General features: G+C 48.6%; 16 protein-coding genes and 1 pseudogene. 13 read left to right on the forward strand and 4 right to left on the reverse strand.

The features are described from left to right. Positions 1 to 82: 82 nt before the first annotated feature. From FD01_RS05915 to FD01_RS05925, 3 genes are read left to right on the forward strand one after another with little or no spacing between them, the layout of a single operon-like run. Complete coding sequence (locus tag FD01_RS05915) at positions 83 to 1282, forward strand: metal-dependent hydrolase family protein (protein ID WP_056963176.1); 1200 nt, start codon at positions 83 to 85, stop codon at positions 1280 to 1282. Between the two features lie 26 nt (positions 1283 to 1308). Then, entirely contained in the window at positions 1309 to 2988 is a 1680-nt protein-coding gene (locus FD01_RS05920) for a peptide ABC transporter substrate-binding protein (RefSeq protein WP_162257344.1), read from the forward strand. Between the two features lie 12 nt (positions 2989 to 3000). Then, complete coding sequence (locus tag FD01_RS05925) at positions 3001 to 4338, forward strand: M20/M25/M40 family metallo-hydrolase (RefSeq protein ID WP_056963178.1); 1338 nt, start codon at positions 3001 to 3003, stop codon at positions 4336 to 4338. 44 nt (positions 4339 to 4382) lie between these two features. Here the strand turns inward: FD01_RS05925 and FD01_RS05930 are convergent, their stop codons facing one another. Then, positions 4383 to 4892 carry a hypothetical protein gene (locus FD01_RS05930; protein WP_056963180.1) on the reverse strand — a complete coding sequence of 170 codons (510 nt, stop codon included), beginning with the start codon at positions 4890 to 4892 and terminating at the stop codon, positions 4383 to 4385. 122 nt (positions 4893 to 5014) lie between these two features. Here FD01_RS05930 and FD01_RS05935 point away from each other — a divergent pair, with 122 nt between their 5' ends. The 10 genes from FD01_RS05935 to FD01_RS05980 all read left to right on the forward strand — a co-directional run bounded on the left by FD01_RS05935 (position 5015) and on the right by FD01_RS05980 (position 15663). Further along, entirely contained in the window at positions 5015 to 5482 is a 468-nt protein-coding gene (locus FD01_RS05935; RefSeq protein WP_056963182.1) for a Dps family protein, read from the forward strand. A gap of 197 nt (positions 5483 to 5679) precedes the next feature. Beyond that, positions 5680 to 6258: a L,D-transpeptidase gene (locus FD01_RS05940; RefSeq protein WP_225436199.1), complete on the forward strand. Its 579-nt coding sequence runs from the start codon at positions 5680 to 5682 to the stop codon at positions 6256 to 6258. 748 nt (positions 6259 to 7006) lie between these two features. After that, positions 7007 to 7996: a LacI family DNA-binding transcriptional regulator gene (locus tag FD01_RS05945; RefSeq protein ID WP_082611713.1), complete on the forward strand. Its 990-nt coding sequence runs from the start codon at positions 7007 to 7009 to the stop codon at positions 7994 to 7996. 34 nt (positions 7997 to 8030) lie between these two features. After that, positions 8031 to 9194: a galactokinase gene (locus FD01_RS05950; protein WP_056963186.1), complete on the forward strand. Its 1164-nt coding sequence runs from the start codon at positions 8031 to 8033 to the stop codon at positions 9192 to 9194. 49 nt (positions 9195 to 9243) lie between these two features. Further along, positions 9244 to 10236 (forward strand): UDP-glucose 4-epimerase GalE, encoded by a 993-nt coding sequence (gene galE / locus FD01_RS05955; RefSeq protein WP_054715951.1) that lies wholly within the window; start codon positions 9244 to 9246, stop codon positions 10234 to 10236. Position 10237: 1 nt separating this feature from the next. Further along, positions 10238 to 11701 (forward strand): UDP-glucose--hexose-1-phosphate uridylyltransferase, encoded by a 1464-nt coding sequence (locus FD01_RS05960; RefSeq protein ID WP_056963188.1) that lies wholly within the window; start codon positions 10238 to 10240, stop codon positions 11699 to 11701. A 330-nt stretch (positions 11702 to 12031) separates the two neighbouring features. Beyond that, positions 12032 to 12832: a (Fe-S)-binding protein gene (locus tag FD01_RS05965; RefSeq protein WP_056963191.1), complete on the forward strand. Its 801-nt coding sequence runs from the start codon at positions 12032 to 12034 to the stop codon at positions 12830 to 12832. Further along, the gene (locus FD01_RS05970) at positions 12813 to 14279 is read left to right on the forward strand and encodes a LutB/LldF family L-lactate oxidation iron-sulfur protein (protein WP_056963193.1); all 1467 of its coding nucleotides are present in this window, start codon (positions 12813 to 12815) and stop codon (positions 14277 to 14279) included. Before FD01_RS05965 ends, FD01_RS05970 begins: the two co-directional genes overlap by 20 nt. Beyond that, positions 14272 to 14970 (forward strand): LutC/YkgG family protein, encoded by a 699-nt coding sequence (locus tag FD01_RS05975; protein ID WP_054715943.1) that lies wholly within the window; start codon positions 14272 to 14274, stop codon positions 14968 to 14970. Before FD01_RS05970 ends, FD01_RS05975 begins: the two co-directional genes overlap by 8 nt. Before the next feature lie 105 nt (positions 14971 to 15075). After that, the gene (locus FD01_RS05980) at positions 15076 to 15663 is read left to right on the forward strand and encodes an NTP transferase domain-containing protein (RefSeq protein WP_056963195.1); all 588 of its coding nucleotides are present in this window, start codon (positions 15076 to 15078) and stop codon (positions 15661 to 15663) included. 78 nt (positions 15664 to 15741) lie between these two features. Here FD01_RS05980 and FD01_RS05985 read toward each other — a convergent pair whose 3' ends face one another. The 3 genes and pseudogenes from FD01_RS05985 to FD01_RS05995 form a co-directional block, all read right to left on the reverse strand. Beyond that, positions 15742 to 16158, reverse strand: a complete 417-nt coding sequence (locus tag FD01_RS05985) for an NUDIX hydrolase (RefSeq protein ID WP_054715965.1) — start codon at positions 16156 to 16158, stop codon at positions 15742 to 15744. 241 nt (positions 16159 to 16399) lie between these two features. Further along, a complete protein-coding gene (locus tag FD01_RS05990; protein ID WP_152164864.1) occupies positions 16400 to 17140 on the reverse strand; it encodes an amino acid ABC transporter ATP-binding protein in 741 nt (246 codons plus the stop codon). Further along, positions 17137 to 18516: pseudogene (locus FD01_RS05995) on the reverse strand (ABC transporter substrate-binding protein/permease); the annotation flags it as partial. The pseudogene FD01_RS05995 and the gene FD01_RS05990, both read right to left, overlap by 4 nt. Positions 18517 to 18714: the final 198 nt, after the last annotated feature.

The following is an 18714-nucleotide window of genomic DNA, read 5'->3' on the forward strand; positions in this document are numbered from 1 at the left end:
TATGAGTCCTTTTTCTTGCACTTATCATCTTGCACTTAAATTGTAAATCAAAGACCCAAAATTCGAAAGTGAGGAACTTTTTATGACTCAAACCACTTATTTCAACGCGCAATTATTCGATGGCTTACATGATGGCTTCACGGCGAACTCCTGGTTCACGGTAGATGATGAATCTGGTAAATTGACCGCCACTGGCACTGGCGATGCCCCTGCTAGCGATCAACAAGTTGACTTGCATGATCAATATGTGACGCCAGGCTTCATGAACTGCCACGTGCATCTCGGCTCAAATGCCCATCAACTCGCGGCAGGCAAACGCAGTGAAACTGAAGTCACCTTGTTGGGCTTGCAGAACTTACAAGACTTGTTGAAATCAGGCGTCACCTACGTTCGCAACTTGTCCTCGCATTACGATGTGGATATCAAACTGCGCGATGCCCAACCCGTTTACGGCTTTAAAGCCCCTCACGTCGTCGCTTCCGGTCGTGCGATGAGTGCCACTGGCGGCCATGGTGATAGTCCTGATCACACCGAAGATGAATCTTATGTCGTTGACTCCCCTGATGAAATGCGCCACGCCGTTCGCCTCGGCTTCAAACATGGTGCTGATGTCATCAAGTTAATGGCCACTGGCGGTGTGATGTCGGTCGCAGATTCTCCACTAGACGCTGAATTCACCTTAGAGGAAATGGCCGTCGCCACTCGCGAAGCCCATGCCCGTCGCGGCAAAGTCGCGGCCCACGCGCAAGGTACTGAAGGCATCGGCTTAGCGTTGAAAGCTGGCGTTGATTCCATCGAACACGGGATCTTCTTGGATGAAGCCGAAGCGGAATACATGAAGGAACACAAGGTTTATCTGGTGCCAACGCTCAACGCGGTGCAAGGTATCGTCGATTATGGCCAAGGGCAAATCCCAGATTACATGGTGAAAAAAGCCAGCGACTTCGCCCAAGCCTTCTTTAAGAATATGAAAATGGCGGTTAAAGCTGGGGTGCCTTTTGCCACTGGGACTGACGCTGGGACGCCATTCAACGATTTTGAAACTGGCTATTTTGATGAATTGAACTTGCTGGTCAACAAAGTCGGGATGCCGGTACAACAAGTCCTTTACGCCGCAACCAAAAATGCCGCTGACTTACTCGGCGTTGCGGATGAATACGGCAGCTTGCAAACTGGCAAATACGCTGATTTCTTGGTCTTAAAAGGCAATCTACTTGAAGATGTCAACAACTTCCGGCAAGCGGACAAACAAGTCTACTTGCACGGCCAACGCATGTTTTAATCTGATCGCCTAATGGAGGAATGAAAATGAAACAATCCGTGAATCAACTTACAAAGAGCCGGCCCTTTAAGTTAGGGTTAACCAGTACTGCACTTGCCTCACTGTTATTATTAGCCGCTTGCGGTAGCAAAAACGCTGACGCGGCAACGTCCAAAAATATCACCGTGTCCATTCCTAGTCAATTGATGACCCTCGACCCAACGCAAGCTAGTGATACCACCAGTGGTGAAGTGCTCAATAACGTTGAAGAAGGCTTACTCACAGTCGGGAAAAACAATAAAAAAGTCCCTGGTCTCGCCACCAAATGGACGGAATCAAAAGACGGCTTAACTTATACCTTCACGTTACGTCATGATGCCAATTGGAATGACGGCAAGCCTGTGACAGCCCAAGATTTTGTTTATGGGTGGCGACGTACGGTTGATCCTGCCACCAAGTCCGTCAATGGCTATCGTTATTCTGGCATCGTCAATGCCGACGCCGTGATGGCTGGCAAGAAAAAGCCTGAAACCTTAGGCGTATCGGCACAAGGTAAATATCAGTTTACCGTCAAACTCGAACATCCAATGGCGACCTTCTTAACCTTAATGTCTAACGCTGAATTTCTCCCTCAAGAACAAAGTGCGGTTGAAAAGTATGGCAAGGCTTATGGCACCAACGCCAAGAAAATGTCCTACGACGGTCCGTACACCGTCAAAAGTTGGAACGGGACCAATGACACCTGGACTTTGGTCAAAAACAACCACTACTGGAACAAAAACAACATCCATTTAAACAATGTGAACTACCAAGTCGTGAAAACCACGACTACCGGCTTGACCTTGTATAAATCCGGCAAGCTCGATCAAACCGAGATCTCAGGCACTCAAGTCAAACAACAAAAAAATGACAAAGCCTTCAAACAAGTCTTATCTGGCATCGGTACTTATGTCGTCACCAATGAAAAATCCCCAAGCTCGGCCTTACTGAAGAAAGCCTTCAACAATATTTATATCCGCAAGGCCTTGTCCTTATCTGTCGACCGCGACACTTACACGCAAAAAACTGCCGCTGATGGTTCCGAATCTGCTTTAGGCTTCGTCTCCCGTAACCTCGGCAAGAGCCCTAAAGATGGCAGTGATTTTGCTAAAGATGCTTACGTGAAAAACACCGCTGACAGTGGCGTGGCTTACAACTTGAAGCTCGCCAAAGAATACTGGGCCAAAGGGTTGAAGCAACTCGGCGTCTCCAGCCTTTCCTTCACCTTCACCGTTGATGAGGACGATTCCTGGGATACCATCTCGCAATACTTACAACAAACTTGGTCTCAAAATCTCAAAGGCTGCCATGTCACCTTGCAAAAAGTGCCAAAGACCACTCGCGTCAAGAAATTGTTAGGTAGCGACTTTGATGTGATCTTGACCAGCTGGAGTGCAGATTACGATCCAACCACCTTCTTGGACATGATGACTACTGGTAATTCTTATAACTTCGGCGGTTGGAGCAGCAGCGAATACGATAGCCTGATGAAGACGGCCAACACCACTGCGAACATGCAAACCCGCTGGGATGCTATGGTCAAAGCCGAAAAACTGTTAATGAAGGCCCAAGGCGTCATCCCGTTATACCAAAATGCCACCAACTACATGCGCAATCCTAAACTCACTGGCGTCATCAACAATGCTGCTGGTGGTGAACCTGGCTGGCGTGGCGTGGATTTAAAATAGGAGGACAACATGATGAGTGAACAACAAAAAGTCGAAGCATTTGCTAAAGAATATTTTGACCAACTGGCGCCTTATGTACGTTTGGCCAGTGTCTCTGCCAAGCATCAACATATCGAAGAAACTGCCGATTGGCTTCAACAAAAATTTCAAACCCTAGGTGCCAAACAAACAGCCCAATGGCACGAATTCGGTGGTAGCCCGATGGTATTTGCTGAATTTGATGGCCAAAGTGAGCGTACCGTTTTGTTTTACAACCACTACGACGTACAACCACCAGAACCATTAGATGAATGGCACACCGATCCATTTGAACCGACCTTTTTGCCTGATGGGACAGTGCGAGCCCGCGGAATCAGCGATGACAAAGGCGAATTGATGTCACGCTTGACTGCCTTGCAGTATTTGCAAGATCACGGCGGCTTGCCTTGCCACGTCAAGTTCATGGTTGAAGGCGAAGAAGAAGTCGGATCGACGCATTTTGAACAATATGTCGATGCTCACAAAGCTGAACTCGCCAGCGACTTGTGCGTGTGGGAAGGCGGCAGCGTCAATGAGCAAGAACACTTCAACGTATCCGGTGGCGTCAAAGGGATCTTGGCCTTTGATTTGAAAGTGCAAACTGCCGATGTCGATTTGCACTCTTCGCTTGGGGCATATGCTGATAATGCCGCTTGGCGCTTGATGGATGCGTTGACTTCTTTGCGCACCCCTGATCGCAAACTCGCCGTTGATGGCTATTATGATTTGGTGGCGCCGATGAGTGATAGCACCAAACAAGCTGTTGCCAAAATGGATTTTGACGCTGAAGGATTCAAACAACGTGCCGGCTTGCGCACCCCATTCTTACGTGATGATCCCAAACTTGCCAGCGTCAATGAACCTTCGCTAACAGTCAATGGCTTTAATGCCGGCTACAATGGCTCCGGCGTTAAAACTGTTATCCCTAAAGTCGCCACCGCCAAGCTCGATTGCCGCTTAGCCCAAGGTCAAACCCCAAAAGCTTGTTTTGACCTGATCCGCAAGCAGCTCGACAAAAATGGCTTCAGCGATGTGGAAATGACCTTCAATCTTGGCGAAGATCCGTTTCGTTCAGATCTCGATTCAAAGGTTTACCAAACAGTCACCGATGTCGCCAAAGCAGTTTATGGTGACGACAATGTCAATGTTGTGCCCAACTCTGCTGGTGGCGGCCCGCAAGCCCCAGTTGCCAACAGCTTGAATGTGCCGATCGTATCCGTTGGCTGCGGCTATTATGGTTCAGGGGCGCATGCGCCAAACGAAAGCTTGCGCGTCAAAGATTATCAAACCGGTACTTATTATATGGTCGCTTTGTTGCGCGCCTTACAATAGAAAAAAATCGACTTCACGTTCATGACGTGAGGTCGATTTTTGATTTAGGCTTGATCACATAAGGCTTGCACCACTGACGTTAAAGGTTGCTGGCGTAAATCTTTGGGATGTTGTAATTGCCAGCTCACACTGACGACTGCCGCTTGCGCATATAACTGGGCCAAATAATCATCCTGTTGGACTAATGGCGCAAACGCCGTCGCAAATAACTTCACCAATTCAGCCTGCAAGTCCCCTGCTGGATGATGAATCTTAAACAGCATCAACACGGCATCATGATTTTCTTGAAATTTCGCCACTAACGCTGACAAATCGGCTGCTGAGGCTTGATCTGCACATGAAATCAGACTTTGGGCTTCCAAAGCGTAACGGCCGACGATCCGCTCTAACCAATCATCGAGATCCAAATAATATTGGTAAAACGTTGACCGCGTGATATGCGTTTCCGCACAAATCAACGACACATTCAAATCAGTAAAATCGTGTGTCTTTAATAAGTTAAAAAAGGTGCGATCGATGGCAAATAGCGTACGGCGGGTCCGTAAGTCAGACATTTGAGTCACTTCCTTGTCATCAGTCTACCAAGCGGCTTAAACTTTGCCAACCCCTTCAGCCCCTTGTTATAATGAATGTTGTTAGCCGCTTTGGATCGCCTTTTAGGCAAAGGAGGGTTTTTATGCAATATCCTCAGACCAAAACTGTTTTGAACCAACTGGTGGCCGACCTCAGTCAAATGGCTGCGGTGATTCACCAAACGCACTGGTACATGCGCGGGCCGGAATTCTTATTCCTGCATCCGCTGATGGATGAGTATCAAGATGAAATCAACGATCAGCTAGACGTGGTCGCAGAACGCTTGATCGTCATCGACGGCGCCCCCTATTCGACGCTGGAAGAATTCGCAGAACACTCAGGCATTCAATCGATCCCAGGCTCTTATGATGCCACGATCGATGAACGCTTCGCTCGTTTAATTGCCGGCTATCGCCACTTGCAAAAAGTTTACCAAGAAGGCATCGACACAGCAGGTCAAGAAGGCGACGACTCGACGCAAGATATTTTGACTGGGTTCCACACTGATATTGAAAAACGCATCTGGATGCTGTCCGCCCAACGCGGCCACGCGCCAGAAATCGATGATTAAATAAGTAATAAGAAGCGATTCGCGTGGCGGGTCGCTTTTTTCATGCGGCTGTAAGGCAAGTTCGCTTTGAACCCAGATTTTCCGTCTTTGCAAGGGACCACTGCGCATGGTAGCATGGAATTACTATCATTAAAGGAGCAAAAACCTATGCGATCACGCATTCTTGGCGCAACCTGTTCATCGCGCTTGGTTGTTTGGTGTTGATTGGCTTCGGCGTTTGGTTTGCGCAACATCCCAACGCCCAAAGTCGCCCACAATCTACCAGTCAAAAACAAAAAACGGCCACTGTCAACAGTTCGAAAGCCTCATCGGCGACATCATCGTCAAAAAAAACCGTCAGCAAAACGGTCGACTGGACCAAACCCTCACAAACAAAGGCTTATCCGACCGTTACAACAGAAGACCCCGTTGTTCTAACGGTTGACTTGGCCAAACAACGCGTTTATATCACGCAAAAAGATCAATTAGTATACACCATGTATTGTTCTACTGGGATCAATGATTCGACGCCACACGGCACCTTTCATATCATCGATCGCGGTGCCAACTTCTACAACCCGACGGAAAAAATGGGCGCCAATTACTGGACCAGCTTCAAAGGCAACACCTACTTATTCCACACCGTGCCAACCGATGAAAACGGCAAGTACATCACCTCAGAAGCAGTTTACTTAGGTAAAAAGCCCAGTTCTCACGGCTGCGTCCGTTTAAGTATTCCTGATGCCAAATGGATTAATGAACATGTTCCAGGTGGTACAAAAGTCGTCATTAAATAATCCATGATTGTGAGTCGAAAAATTCTTCGGCTCACTTTTTTGCTTTGAAAGGCTTTAAGGCACAACAAATCCACGAAACAGTTACCCATTTCGTGGACCGGTGGCTGTACGCCTATTTGATTACCTTCATGCAGTTCAAATCAATATCAAGGGCGTTGCTGCGGGCCTTGGGATCTTAACCCTCAACCGCGTTAGGCGCTAATCAGCAATGCATTAGCCTTTCGCACACAGACGTCGCCTTGCTTCTCATGTCACCATGAGGTCACTACTCCCGGCGGTAACTTGGATTGAGTCCACCAAAGGGGACCCTTCTATGCCGGCATTTTGGGACTGAAGATCCAGCAGAACTCGACAGTTAAGCCCAGCCTACTGCGGGATAGTCTTCACAGTTTAGCGGGCTCTTCCGCCCGTCGCGAAGTGGTACGGGTGACCTGCGCTAAGCCACTCACTCCTCCTAGAATTCTCCCCAAGCTTAACACCACTACGGAACCGTGTAAAGACTACGAATTATAAACGTTCTTCATAAAATTTGTTCAGCACACCATAACGCCAACATCGGCGATTTGTTGATTGACAATTTGACTTTGGCTGCCATTTAGATAGTGTGACCCTCTCAAGTTCTACAACTAAAAGCGAAAAAGTAAAACTTTTACCAAAAACAGGTTAAATTTTACTTGAGGATGTGATACACTGTTTTTGAGCTCAAGTAAGCACTTGCAAAAACATGATTCTAGTCTAAGGAGGGGGTGTGCTTATCGCAACATTAAAAGATATTGCCAAACAAGCTGGCGTCGCAGTGGGGACAGTTTCTCGCGTGTTGAACGGCGATACCACATTATCTGTGGCCACCGATACCCGCCAACGCATTTTTGCCGCTGCAGAAGCCTTGAATTATACCAAGCACCAACGTGCGCAACCACAATCTGGTGGGACCGTCGCGGTGATGCCTTGGTATACCGAAGCCGATGAAACTGGTGATTTATATTATCGGGCAATTCGTTGGGGCGTTGAAAACCAACTGAGCCAAGATGGCTTTGATCTCGTCCGGGTCTTTCCTGGTGATGATTTTCCTGAAACCAACGATTTGATCGGCATGATTGCCATCGGCAAATATTCCCCAGCCCAATTAAAAGCGTTTAAAGCCAAGAAATTACCACTTGTGGTGATCGATCAAGATGTACTTGGGGCAGACGTCGCGTGCGTGGTGCCTGATTTTCAATCACCACTGGCTGCCATTGCGCAATATTTCTTAGCTGAAGGCCACTCCAAAATTGGCATGTTAGCCGGCAAAGAAGCCACGACTGATCATGTTGCCTTAACGGATCTACGCCCAGCACTGTTTTCCAGTGCCGTGGTCGCCGCTGGTGGGCATCAACCGCAAATCATCACCGGTAAGTTCACCACCGAATCTGGCTATCAAACCATGACCAAAGCCTTGGATGATATGCCTGAAGCCAAACGGCCAACTGCATGGTTTGTTGCTTCAGACACCATGGCGATCGGCGCGATCAAAGCCTTACAAGAACATGGTGTCAGCGTTCCTGAACAAGTGCGCGTGATCGGATTTAACGATTTAGCGGTTGGCCGCTTTTTGACCCCAGCCTTATCGACCGTGCATGTCCCGACTGCCGAACTTGGACAAGCCGCGGTGCATCTGTTAACTGACATTCGCAACGGTACTTATACGCAACCATTGAAACTGACCATTTCCAGCACTTTACAATTACGTCAAAGCTAATCTAAAAAAACTACTATATAGAGGAGAATATCTCATGGATAAGACTCAATTGGCTCAAGGCTTCACGAAAGCATTCAACACTGCCCCTGCCAACTATTACTTCGCCCCTGGTCGGATCAACTTGATCGGCGAACATACTGACTACAATGGCGGCCACGTTTTCCCATGTGCGATTTCACTGGGGACTTACGCCGCAGTTGGTGACAACGATCAAAATGCCTTGCGCCTGATCTCCGGCAACTTTGAACAAAACGGTGTCATCACCATCGCCTTAGACCAACTTAATTCTGCCAAAGACAACAAGTGGAGCGACTACTTCAAAGGCATGGCCCAAGTGCTTGAAGCTAATGGCGCAAAGTTCACCCACGGCTTGGATGTTTACATTTATGGGAACTTGCCAAACGGTGCGGGCTTATCTTCTTCCGCTTCATTGGAATTATTGGCCGGGACGATTTTGAACACTGCTTTTGATGCAGGCTTTGAAATGCTCGACTTGATCAAGTTTGGCCAAAAAGTGGAAAACAACTACATCGGCGTCAACTCTGGGATCATGGATCAATTCGCTATCGGCATGGGTAAAGCAGACCGGGCAACCTTTATGGACACCAACACCTTGGAATATGAATCTGTTCCGGTTGCCCTTGGCGACAATGTCATTTTGATCATGAACACCAACAAGCGCCGGGAATTAGCTGATTCCAAGTACAACGAACGCCGCGCAGAATGTGAAGAAGCCCTTGCCCGCTTACAAACCAAACTTGACATTAAGTCCTTGGGCGACTTAGACGCCGAAACTTTCGATCAATACAGCTACTTGATCTACGATGCTACTTTGATCCGTCGCGCCCGTCACGCGGTTTTGGAAAACCAACGCACGCTGCAAGCTGTCACTGCTTTAAAGGCTGGCGAACTTGACGCCTTTTCTCGCTTGGTTTCCGCTTCTGGGGTATCCTTGGCTTATGATTATGAAGTCACTGGCAAGGAACTCGACACGTTAGTCCAAACCGCTTTACAACAACCTGGTGTCTTAGGTGCCCGGATGACTGGTGCCGGCTTTGGCGGTTGCGCGATCGCTATTGTCAACAAAGATGCGGTTGAAGCTGTTAAAGCAGCGGTTGGCGCCGAATACGAAAAGACCATCGGCTATGCCGCAGATTTTTATGTCGCAGAAATCGCTGACGGTCCTAAGGCTTTATAATCACTCGTTGTTTCACGTGGAACTCGTTAGTTGAAAGGAAGATTATTACATGACAATTGCTGTTTTAGGTGGCGCGGGCTACATCGGTTCGCATACGGTTGCGCAACTGGTGAAAGCCGGTCAAGATGTTGTGGTTTTGGATAACTTGATCACTGGTCACAAACGTGCGGTTGATCCCAAGGCTCGTTTTTATCAAGGCGATATCCGCGATTACCACTTCTTGAGCCAAGTGTTCTCCAAGGAAAAAATTGACGGTGTGATTCACTTTGCCGCCTTCTCCATCGTGCCAGAATCGATGAAGGATCCGTTGAAGTACTTCGACAACAACACTAGCGGCATGATCACCTTGCTGGAAGCGATGAACCAATTCGGCATCAAGAAAATCGTCTTCTCCTCAACGGCCGCCACTTACGGCGAACCTAAGCAAGTGCCAATTCATGAAGATGACCCTCAAGTACCAACCAACCCTTATGGTGAATCCAAGCTGGCCATGGAAAAAATCATCAAATGGGCTGACGTCGCTTACGGCATCAAATTCGTGGCTTTACGCTACTTCAACGTGGCCGGCGCGATGCCTGATGGCTCTATCGGTGAAGATCACCATCCAGAAACGCACTTGATCCCAATTATTTTACAAGCCGCTGCTGGGACTCGCGATGGCTTGCAGATCTTCGGCGACGACTACCCAACCAAAGACGGTACCAATGTCCGCGACTATGTTCATGTTGTTGACTTGGCTGATGCGCATATCTTAGCGATGAAGTATCTGTCTGAAGGCAACGACTCCAACGCCTTTAACTTAGGATCTGCGACTGGGTTCTCTAACTTAGAGATCTTAAACGCAGCTCGCAAAGTTACTGGCCAACCCATTCCTGCCAAAATCGGCCCTCGTCGCCCAGGCGATCCTTCTACTTTGATCGCCGCAAGTGACAAAGCCCGCACCATTTTAGGCTGGAAGCCGAAGTTTGATGATGTCGAACAAGTCATTGCCACGGCTTGGAACTGGCATCAAACCCATCCAGAAGGTTTTGGAGATAAGTAATATGAATGCTATCGAAGCTCACGTGAACTACTGCTTACAATTAAATCCCGCCCTCACCCCCATGGATCGCGTCTATTTGATCAATCGGGTGCGCAACCTCGTTGGGGATGCCACGCAATCCATTCCAGCGCAAGCAGATCCTTTAGATAACTTGGATGCCTTAGTGGCCGGTGCCGTTGAAAATGGTGCTGTCGACGACTTAGGCCCAGCCAAGCAGATCTTAGAAGCGGAACTGATGGCACTGGGCACCCCAACGCCTTCTGAGGCCAATGCGAAGTTTTGGGATGAGTATCAAACCTCACCTAAGGCGGCAACGGACTGGTTCTTCCAATTATCACGGGCAAACAACTATATCCAAACCCGCGCCATCGCCAAAAACATCGGCTACACCACGCCGACAGAATATGGCAATTTAGAGATCACCATCAACTTATCCAAGCCTGAAAAAGATCCTAAAGCCATCGCTGCTGCCGCCCATGCGGCCAAGTCTGGTTATCCAGCTTGCCAGTTATGCATGGAAAATGAAGGCTATGCCGGCCGTTTGGACTACCCTGCTCGCGCCAACCATCGCATCATCCGCTTTGGCTTAGCCGGCAAGACTTGGGGCTTCCAATATTCACCTTATGCATACTTCAATGAGCATGCGATTTTCTTGGATGCGGTGCATGAACCGATGCACATCAATGCCCAGACTTTCACCAACTTGTTGGATCTGACCACGATGTTCCCACATTACATGGTCGGCTCAAATGCTGACTTGCCAATTGTCGGCGGCTCGATGCTGGCCCATGAACATTATCAAGGCGGTCGCCACGATTTTGCTATGGCTAAAGCCAGCATTCAAAAAGCCATCACCATTCCCGGCTTTGACGATGTTGAGGCTGGCATCGTGCACTGGCCAATGAGCGTGATTCGCTTGACGTCAAGTGACCGCACCACCTTAGCGCAAGCCGCTGAACATGTGCGCGCCACTTGGGCGGATTACTCAGACGAATCAGTTTCGGTCAAAGCCCACGCCGAAGATGGTACGCCACATCACACCATCACCCCAATTGCTCGGCGGGTCGGGGATGCTTATCAACTTGATCTGGTCTTGCGCGACAACCAAACCTCAGCACAATATCCTGATGGTATTTTCCATCCGCATCAAGATGTGCAACACATCAAAAAAGAAAACATCGGCTTGATCGAAGTCATGGGCTTGGCGATTTTGCCAGCACGCTTATTGACGGAACTCGCCGAAGTGCAAAAGTACTTACTGGATGAGCCTAACCACATCGCTGACATGCACAAGCCTTGGGCCGATGAGCTCAAAGCGACGCAAACTTGGACCGCTGACACGGCCCAAGCACAACTGCGTCAGGAAGTTGGTAAAGTCTTTGCCCGGGTACTTGAAGATGCTGGCGTCTTTAAACAAAACGACGAAGGCCTTGCTGCTTTTGATCGGTTTATCGCCGCATTATAAGTGCAATGAAACTGCTGTTGATCCTAGTCGATCAACGGCATTTTTTTGTATGGCGTGAAAATTTGTGATTGACATTTTACGATCGGCTGCCATTTAAAGAGTGAAAAGCTTCTCAAATTCTAAGTCAATATTTTTTAGAGATATTATCTTTATATCAATAATTAGAGCATCAATATCATGCAGAATGTATGATAAATTAAGACTGTTTTTTAGAAGACTATTTTCGAAGAATATCCTCTTATTTACCAGTTTGACCCAACATTCGTAAACCTTGCCCCCAAGTGCTTGCCATCATCTATAATGTGAGCGCATCCACGAGGAGGGACGAGCATGAAAGTCGCAATTTTTTCAACCTGTATTATGGATCTGTTATTCCCAAATGTTGGCATCGCGATGGTCGAAGTCTTGGAACGCTTCGGCTGTGACACCGCCATGCCAGTTAAGCAGATCTGTTGCGGACAGCCAACTTATAATTCTGGGTATATCAAAGACACCCAAAAAGTCATGCATAACGAAATCGACGCGCTATTATCCGTTGACGCCGACTACATTGTGGGCCCTGCAGGCTCTTGTGTGGCGATGCTCAAAGAATACCCGCATCACTTGGCGCTAGATCCGCAATACGCTGACAAAGCGCAGATCCTAACCGATAAAACATATGAGTTCTCCCAGTTCGTGTACCGGGTTTTGCACGTGGAAAATGCTGGTGCTGAACTCAACGCCACTGCCACTTATCACCGCTCTTGTCATATGACCCGGCTGCTCGGTGAGCGCACATCCCCGTTTGAATTGCTCAAACACGTCCACGGCTTGACCATGATCCCCTTGCCCCATCTCGAAAATTGCTGCGGGTTCGGCGGAATGTTTTCCGTCAAAGAACCAGAGATCTCGCGGCAAATGGTCGATGAGAAAGTTGACTCAGTGTTATCAACTGAAGCTGAAGTGTTGATTTCTTGTGACCAAGCTTGCTTGATGAACATTGCGGGACGTTTCAATCGCCGCGGTGAGAAAATCAAGATCATGCACTTAGCCGAAGTCTTGAATTCAAATGTCGACCCAGCGCGGATCACTTATAACACTGACGCCGCTTTGGTTGCAGGAGGTGGCACTTATGCCGATCAAAACATCTGATCAACCTTTTACCACGCGCTTGAAAGAATCTGAAGCCGACAAATTTATGCAGCGGGCCGTCGCCAAAGCCCAAGATGCGCAATGGGACAAGCGCACGGCTTCGCGTGAAGACCTCGGCAATTGGCCAGAGTGGCGTGAACTCGGTGAACAGATCCGCCAACATGTGATCCGTTACTTGCCAGATTACTTGGAGCGCTTCGGCGACAACGTTGAAGCGCGCGGTGGGCATGTCTTTTTTGCCAGCACCGATGAAGAAGCCTCGGCTTATATTCAAAAAATTGCGGTCGATCTCGACGCCCATCATATCGTCAAAAGTAAATCGGTGGTCACCACTGAAATCGACCTCGATCAAAAGCTCCTCGAACTCCCTGATCGAACGCTCCTTGAATCTGACCTCGCTGAATTCATTTTGCAAGAAGACGATTTTGATGAACCCACTCACATTGTGTTTCCCACCTTGCATAAAAATCGCGACCAGATCCAAACCATTTTTGAAAAAATCGGCTATACCGGCTCCAATGACCCACAGGAAATGGCCCGCTTTGCCAGAAAATATTTACGCGCGTCATTTCTCGAAGCCGACATGGGGATCACCGGTTGCAACTTCGCCGTTGCCGAAAATGGCTTGATCAATTTAGTCACCAATGAAGGCAATGCGGACTTGGTGATGGCTATCCCTAAAACACAAGTCGTCGTCATGGGGATGGAACGCCTCGTCCCCACCATGCAAGAAGCCGCCGTTTTAGACACGATGCTGGCGCGTTCAGCAGTCGGCCAACGCATGACGAGCTATGCAACGTTTTGCGGTCCCGCGATGCCTGATGAAATCGATGGCCCTGAGAACTTCTATGTGGTGATCCTCGACAACGGCCGTAGCAACGCGTTAGGCGGCCAATTCGAGCAGGTCCTCCAATGTATCCGTTGTGGCGCTTGCTTGAACGTATGCCCGGTATATCGCCATATCGGCGGGCATGGGTACGGCTCGATCTACCCAGGTCCCATCGGCGCTGTGTTATCGCCAGTGTTGCGCGGCTATGAACAATTCGGCGATTTGCCTTTTGCGTCGAGTTTGTGCGGGGCTTGCAGTGAAACGTGTCCCGTCAAAATTCTGCTACATGAATTGTTGATCAAACATCGCGCGGTGATGAACGACCGCTTAAAACTCGATCACAGTTTCAACAACACCGTCATGCACGGGATCGGCATGGCCACTGGGACACCACCGATGTTTCGCATGGCGCTAGATGTGGACCACGCGATGTCTGGTGCCATGGTCAAACACGACGCGCCAACCGTTGAGAACTTCAGCAATCACAACGGCTACTTTATTCATGCGCCAGGCATGGCCAAAGGCTGGACCGATAGTCGCGACTTGCCTCGCCCGCCAAAGCACAAAGAAAATTTCCGCAGTTGGTTCAAACACCACCAGGAGGCATCACATGACTGAACGTGAAGTCTTTTTAAATCATTTGGCTGAAGCCTCAGGACGGGCGCGCCATCAGTTAGTCGATCATCCCTTTGCCCCAATCAATGCGTTGCCTGCCACCACCCTCAGCGATTTATCCGCTGAGGAGTTGTTAGACTTAGCGCAAAATAGGAGTGTTGATTTGCAAGTCGACTTTCAAGTCACTCCGCAAAAAAAGCTCCCGCAAGTGTTGAACGCTTGGTTAAAAGCGCAAAACGCGCAAAACATTTTGTTGCCGACCGACCCTAGACTCAGTGAATACGGGCTTGATCAATGGCTCGCCCACCTATCCCCGACGCCTAGATTTTGGCAACCAAATGCTGGCCGGGCCACAAATCTCGATGCAGCGAGCCACGCTGATGCGGCGATTTCTGTCGGGGATTATTTATTGGCGGAATCTGGCACCTTAACTGTGGCCACCACTCGCGGACAAGGGCGCGCGTTTCATTTTCTGCCGACGCATTACCTATCGATCATCCCGCGTAGCCATGTCGTGCCACGCAGTTATCAAGCGATGCAAGCTTATCGTCAAGCCCTTCAAAATGGGACTTTGCAAACGTCAAATATCAATTTTATCTCTGGTCCTTCTAACTCTGGAGACATCGAAATGGTGCTGATCGTCGGCGTACACGGCCCGTTGACAGTGAGTTACGTCGTGATTGATGACGCTTAGTGAACTTTTGAATAAACCGGTTTCCTCTCGCTAATTTTCGCGGTATGATAGAGAAAACGCCTACATTGAATTGTGGCAAGCGAGAAAGGATGGCCGTGGGTATCAATGGATGGATTAGTATTAGCCGGTGGGACTTCCCGCCGCTTTGGAAAGGACAAGGCATTAGCCCATTTTGACTCGGCGGCCATCAGCAATGTCGCGCATGCCGTTTTATTATTAAAAGCATTATGTCAGCAAGTCTATGTTGCCTGTAACACCTCAAACCGTGCGGCGATTCAACAAGCAGTCGCCACTCTTGGCGCCACGGTGGTCACCGGCCGCGATCCCGTCGTCAATCGCGGGCCGATCAGTGGACTATGGAGCTATTTCGCCACCTTGCCACGAGCACATGTCGATGTGTTGGTTGTCGCTTGCGACTATCAAGGGCTCGATTTACAAACTCTTGCTCCGTTGGTCGCACAGTTTGGCTATCTCTGCACGCCACAAGGCCCACGCACCACTTGTTGTCGCTTGGATTGTGCCTTCACGACACTGGAAGCGCAGATCTTGAAACAAGATTGGTCTTGGGAGCATTTATTATCACTGGCTGGATGCCCACCACTACGAGTGTCCACGGCGATTCAAGACATCGATGTTTATCAACATGGTACTTTAAATGCGCGACCAGATCCTAGTCAGCCGCGTGAAGCGTAAAACAGATCACACCCCAAGATACAAAGAATCGAACCGCCAATGCGATTCGATTTTTTGTATCTTGCTAAATCCACGATGCTACTTTCCATTCAGATACGCCTGCACTGCCGCAAACATCGCAGCATGTTGTTGATTGAAAAAACGCGGGGGCTGATCCATATCGAAATAATGGAGTGCTACCGTCTCATCGGTTTGGGTATCTAACAGTTCACCTTCAACGTATTCCACTAAATAAAAACAGTTAACTGGCTGTACTGCATCACCATTCGGATAAGTATATTGCACATCATCAGACAACAGCAACAGCTGAGTCGGCCGCACGATGACGCCAGCATCTTCTTTAAATTCACGCACAACCGTCTGAGCGAATGTCTCGCCGTATTCCATATAGCCGCCTGGAAAACCCCAGTCGCCAGTATCAGTTCGTTCTTGTAACAAGACTTGGTTATTGTCGTTAAGCAAGGCGCCAGACGCCGAAGTCAAAATAATCGGCATATGGCCAACTTTACGACGAATCTGCTGAATATAATTTGCCAAAAAGCTACCTCCTCATAACTATCGACCTTTAAAAACCATCTGTTCGAGTATGCTTTGCAGTGTTCAGCTGTCCCCAGTATGTCACAATTTGCATCCGCTACCAAACTGACTTTTATCATAACCCGCGATGCTTCGGCTCAAAATAGTGAAAGCGAGACATAAAAAATGGACCACGCAATTTGCGCGATCCATTTTTGATTTAGGCTTCTAACACTTGCTTCAAGAAGGTCTGTAAGCGTGGATGTTGTGGATGATCAAAGATCTCTGTCGGCGTACCAGCTTCAAGAATCTTGCCATCACCGAAGAATACGACGCGATCAGCGACTTCTTTGGCAAAGCCCATTTCATGCGTCACGATCACCATGGTCATGCCTTGCTTGGCTAAGCGGCGCATAACGCCCAACACATCGCCGACCATTTCTGGATCAAGCGCTGACGTGGGTTCGTCAAACAGCATGATGTCTGGATGCATCGCCAAGGCGCGCGCAATGGCGACCCGCTGTTTTTGACCGCCAGATAAACTAGCAGGCATGGCATCGGCTTTATCGGTCAAGCCCACGACTTCAAGGAACGTCCGGGCTTCTTCTTGCGCTTCAGCTTTGGACTTTTTGCCCAATTCGATCGGGGCTAACGTGACATTATCCAGCACCGACATATTCGGGAATAAGTTAAAGTGCTGGAACACCATGCCGATGTTTTCGCGGATGGCATCGATGTTTTTGCCAGCATGGGCAATGTCTTGGCCATCGACGTAGATTTCGCCGCTAGTCGTGGTTTCCAAGCCGTTCATCATACGTAAAACCGTACTTTTACCGGCACCAGATGGCCCGATCAAAACAACGACTTCATTATCTTCAACTTTTAAATCAACGCCTTTAATGACATGGTTGTCACCATAAGACTTGTTGACGTTTTTCATTTCAACACGTGTTGTCATTATGCATTCACCTTCTTTTGAACCCAGTTGGACAGCCAAGTCAGCAAGGTAATGATGATCAAGTAGATCAATGCGACCATCGCCCAGATCTTAAAGCCTTCCATGTTCCGCGCAATAATGATCTTCCCAGTTTGAGTCAGTTCCAACAAACCCAAGACCGACAGGATCGAGGTATCTTTTAACGTAATAATGAATTGGTTGACGAAACTTGGGATCATGATCTTCACGCCTTGTGGCAAAATGACCCGGCGCATCGACTTGCCCCATGGTAAGCCTAAACTGCGGGCGGCTTCCATTTGGCCGCCATCAACAGCAGAGATCCCGCCTTTAACAAACGCGGCGGTATAAGCCCCTTCGTTTAACGTCAAGGTAATGACCCCGGCGATAAAGGCTGGGATCTTCGCCCCGATCAACGTTGGCACGCCTGAGTAAATGAACAAGGCCAAAACCATCATTGGTAACCCACGGAAAATGTAAATGAAGGTCGTCGATAAGCCTTGCGCAAACTTGTTTGGCACGACGCCCAGCAAGCCGATCAATACCCCGATGACTGTGGCAAAGACGATGCCGACCACGGTCAACCAAAGCGTTTCACCTAACCCTGACATCAAAGTGCCCCAGTTAGACTTCAACAAACCGATAAAGCTACGATCAGTTTCTTGCATCGCAGCCGTTTTCTTGGCTTGGGATTTTTCAGAACCATTACCTAAGTACTTGGCCACGATCTCATCATATTGGCCATTTGCTTTAAGCTTTTTGATCCCGGCGTTGATCTTTTTGCCTAAGGTGTTGGCTTCTGAAGACTTCACCGCGATCCCGTAGTTGTTGGCGCTGGCCATCTTAAAGTTCTTGGCGAGTTCCAAGGACCCTTTGTAGCTGGTGGCAATGGCATATTGCATCACCGGTTTGTCTTCAAAACAAGCTTGGGCGTTATTGGTTTTCACGTTGTCGTACACGTTATTGGAATCATCAAACGTGACCACGGAAAATCCATACTTCTTTTTCACTGAGTTGGCGTAATCGGCACTGGCAGTCCCTGTTTTAACGGCGACTTTCTTACCACGTAACCCGGACAGCGATTGGATCTTAGAGCCTTTGGCAACCGCCATGACGACCCCTGATTGATAATAAGGCGAGCTCATGAAGAATTTCTGTTGGCGCTCAGGGGTGATACTCATCCCGGCGATGACCCCGTCGATTTGCCCTGCTTCCAAAGCCTGGACGGCGGCGTTAAAGCCTAAAGGTTTGATGTCGACTTTAAAGCCTTCTGTTTTGGCAACAGCATTCATTAAATCGATATCGATGCCGACATATTTATTGTTCTTATCTGCGAATTCGAATGGCGCAAAAGTGACGTCAGTTCCGATGGTATAAGTCTTCTGCGCGGCGTGAACCGGTTCAGATGACAGCGACAATCCTAACACAACCATTAAACCGGCGAACAAGGTGGACCAAAGCCACTTACGTTTCATATAACACACCACTTTCTAAAAATTTTCAATCTATTAAAAGCTTAACGACTTTTGGGTCATCTGTCCAGAAATCATGTCATGTTATCTCACAGGTGTCAGCTAAGC

This window comes from Lacticaseibacillus manihotivorans DSM 13343 = JCM 12514, from assembly GCF_001435035.1.
In the GTDB taxonomy this organism is placed as follows: domain Bacteria; phylum Bacillota; class Bacilli; order Lactobacillales; family Lactobacillaceae; genus Lacticaseibacillus; species Lacticaseibacillus manihotivorans.

Excerpts from the sequence above, each read along its gene's own strand:
- FD01_RS05915 (WP_056963176.1), top strand. The coding sequence starts at position 83 with ATGACTCAAACCACTTATTTCAACGCGCAATTATTCGATGGCTTACAT.
- FD01_RS05920 (WP_162257344.1), top strand. The coding sequence starts at position 1,309 with ATGAAACAATCCGTGAATCAACTTACAAAGAGCCGGCCCTTTAAGTTA.
- FD01_RS05925 (WP_056963178.1), top strand. The coding sequence starts at position 3,001 with ATGAGTGAACAACAAAAAGTCGAAGCATTTGCTAAAGAATATTTTGAC.
- FD01_RS05930 (WP_056963180.1), bottom strand. The coding sequence starts at position 4,892 with ATGTCTGACTTACGGACCCGCCGTACGCTATTTGCCATCGATCGCACC.
- FD01_RS05935 (WP_056963182.1), top strand. The coding sequence starts at position 5,015 with ATGCAATATCCTCAGACCAAAACTGTTTTGAACCAACTGGTGGCCGAC.
- FD01_RS05950 (WP_056963186.1), top strand. The coding sequence starts at position 8,031 with ATGGATAAGACTCAATTGGCTCAAGGCTTCACGAAAGCATTCAACACT.
- galE (WP_054715951.1), top strand. The coding sequence starts at position 9,244 with ATGACAATTGCTGTTTTAGGTGGCGCGGGCTACATCGGTTCGCATACG.
- FD01_RS05960 (WP_056963188.1), top strand. The coding sequence starts at position 10,238 with ATGAATGCTATCGAAGCTCACGTGAACTACTGCTTACAATTAAATCCC.
- FD01_RS05965 (WP_056963191.1), top strand. The coding sequence starts at position 12,032 with ATGAAAGTCGCAATTTTTTCAACCTGTATTATGGATCTGTTATTCCCA.
- FD01_RS05970 (WP_056963193.1), top strand. The coding sequence starts at position 12,813 with ATGCCGATCAAAACATCTGATCAACCTTTTACCACGCGCTTGAAAGAA.
- FD01_RS05975 (WP_054715943.1), top strand. The coding sequence starts at position 14,272 with ATGACTGAACGTGAAGTCTTTTTAAATCATTTGGCTGAAGCCTCAGGA.
- FD01_RS05980 (WP_056963195.1), top strand. The coding sequence starts at position 15,076 with ATGGATGGATTAGTATTAGCCGGTGGGACTTCCCGCCGCTTTGGAAAG.
- FD01_RS05985 (WP_054715965.1), bottom strand. The coding sequence starts at position 16,158 with ATGCCGATTATTTTGACTTCGGCGTCTGGCGCCTTGCTTAACGACAAT.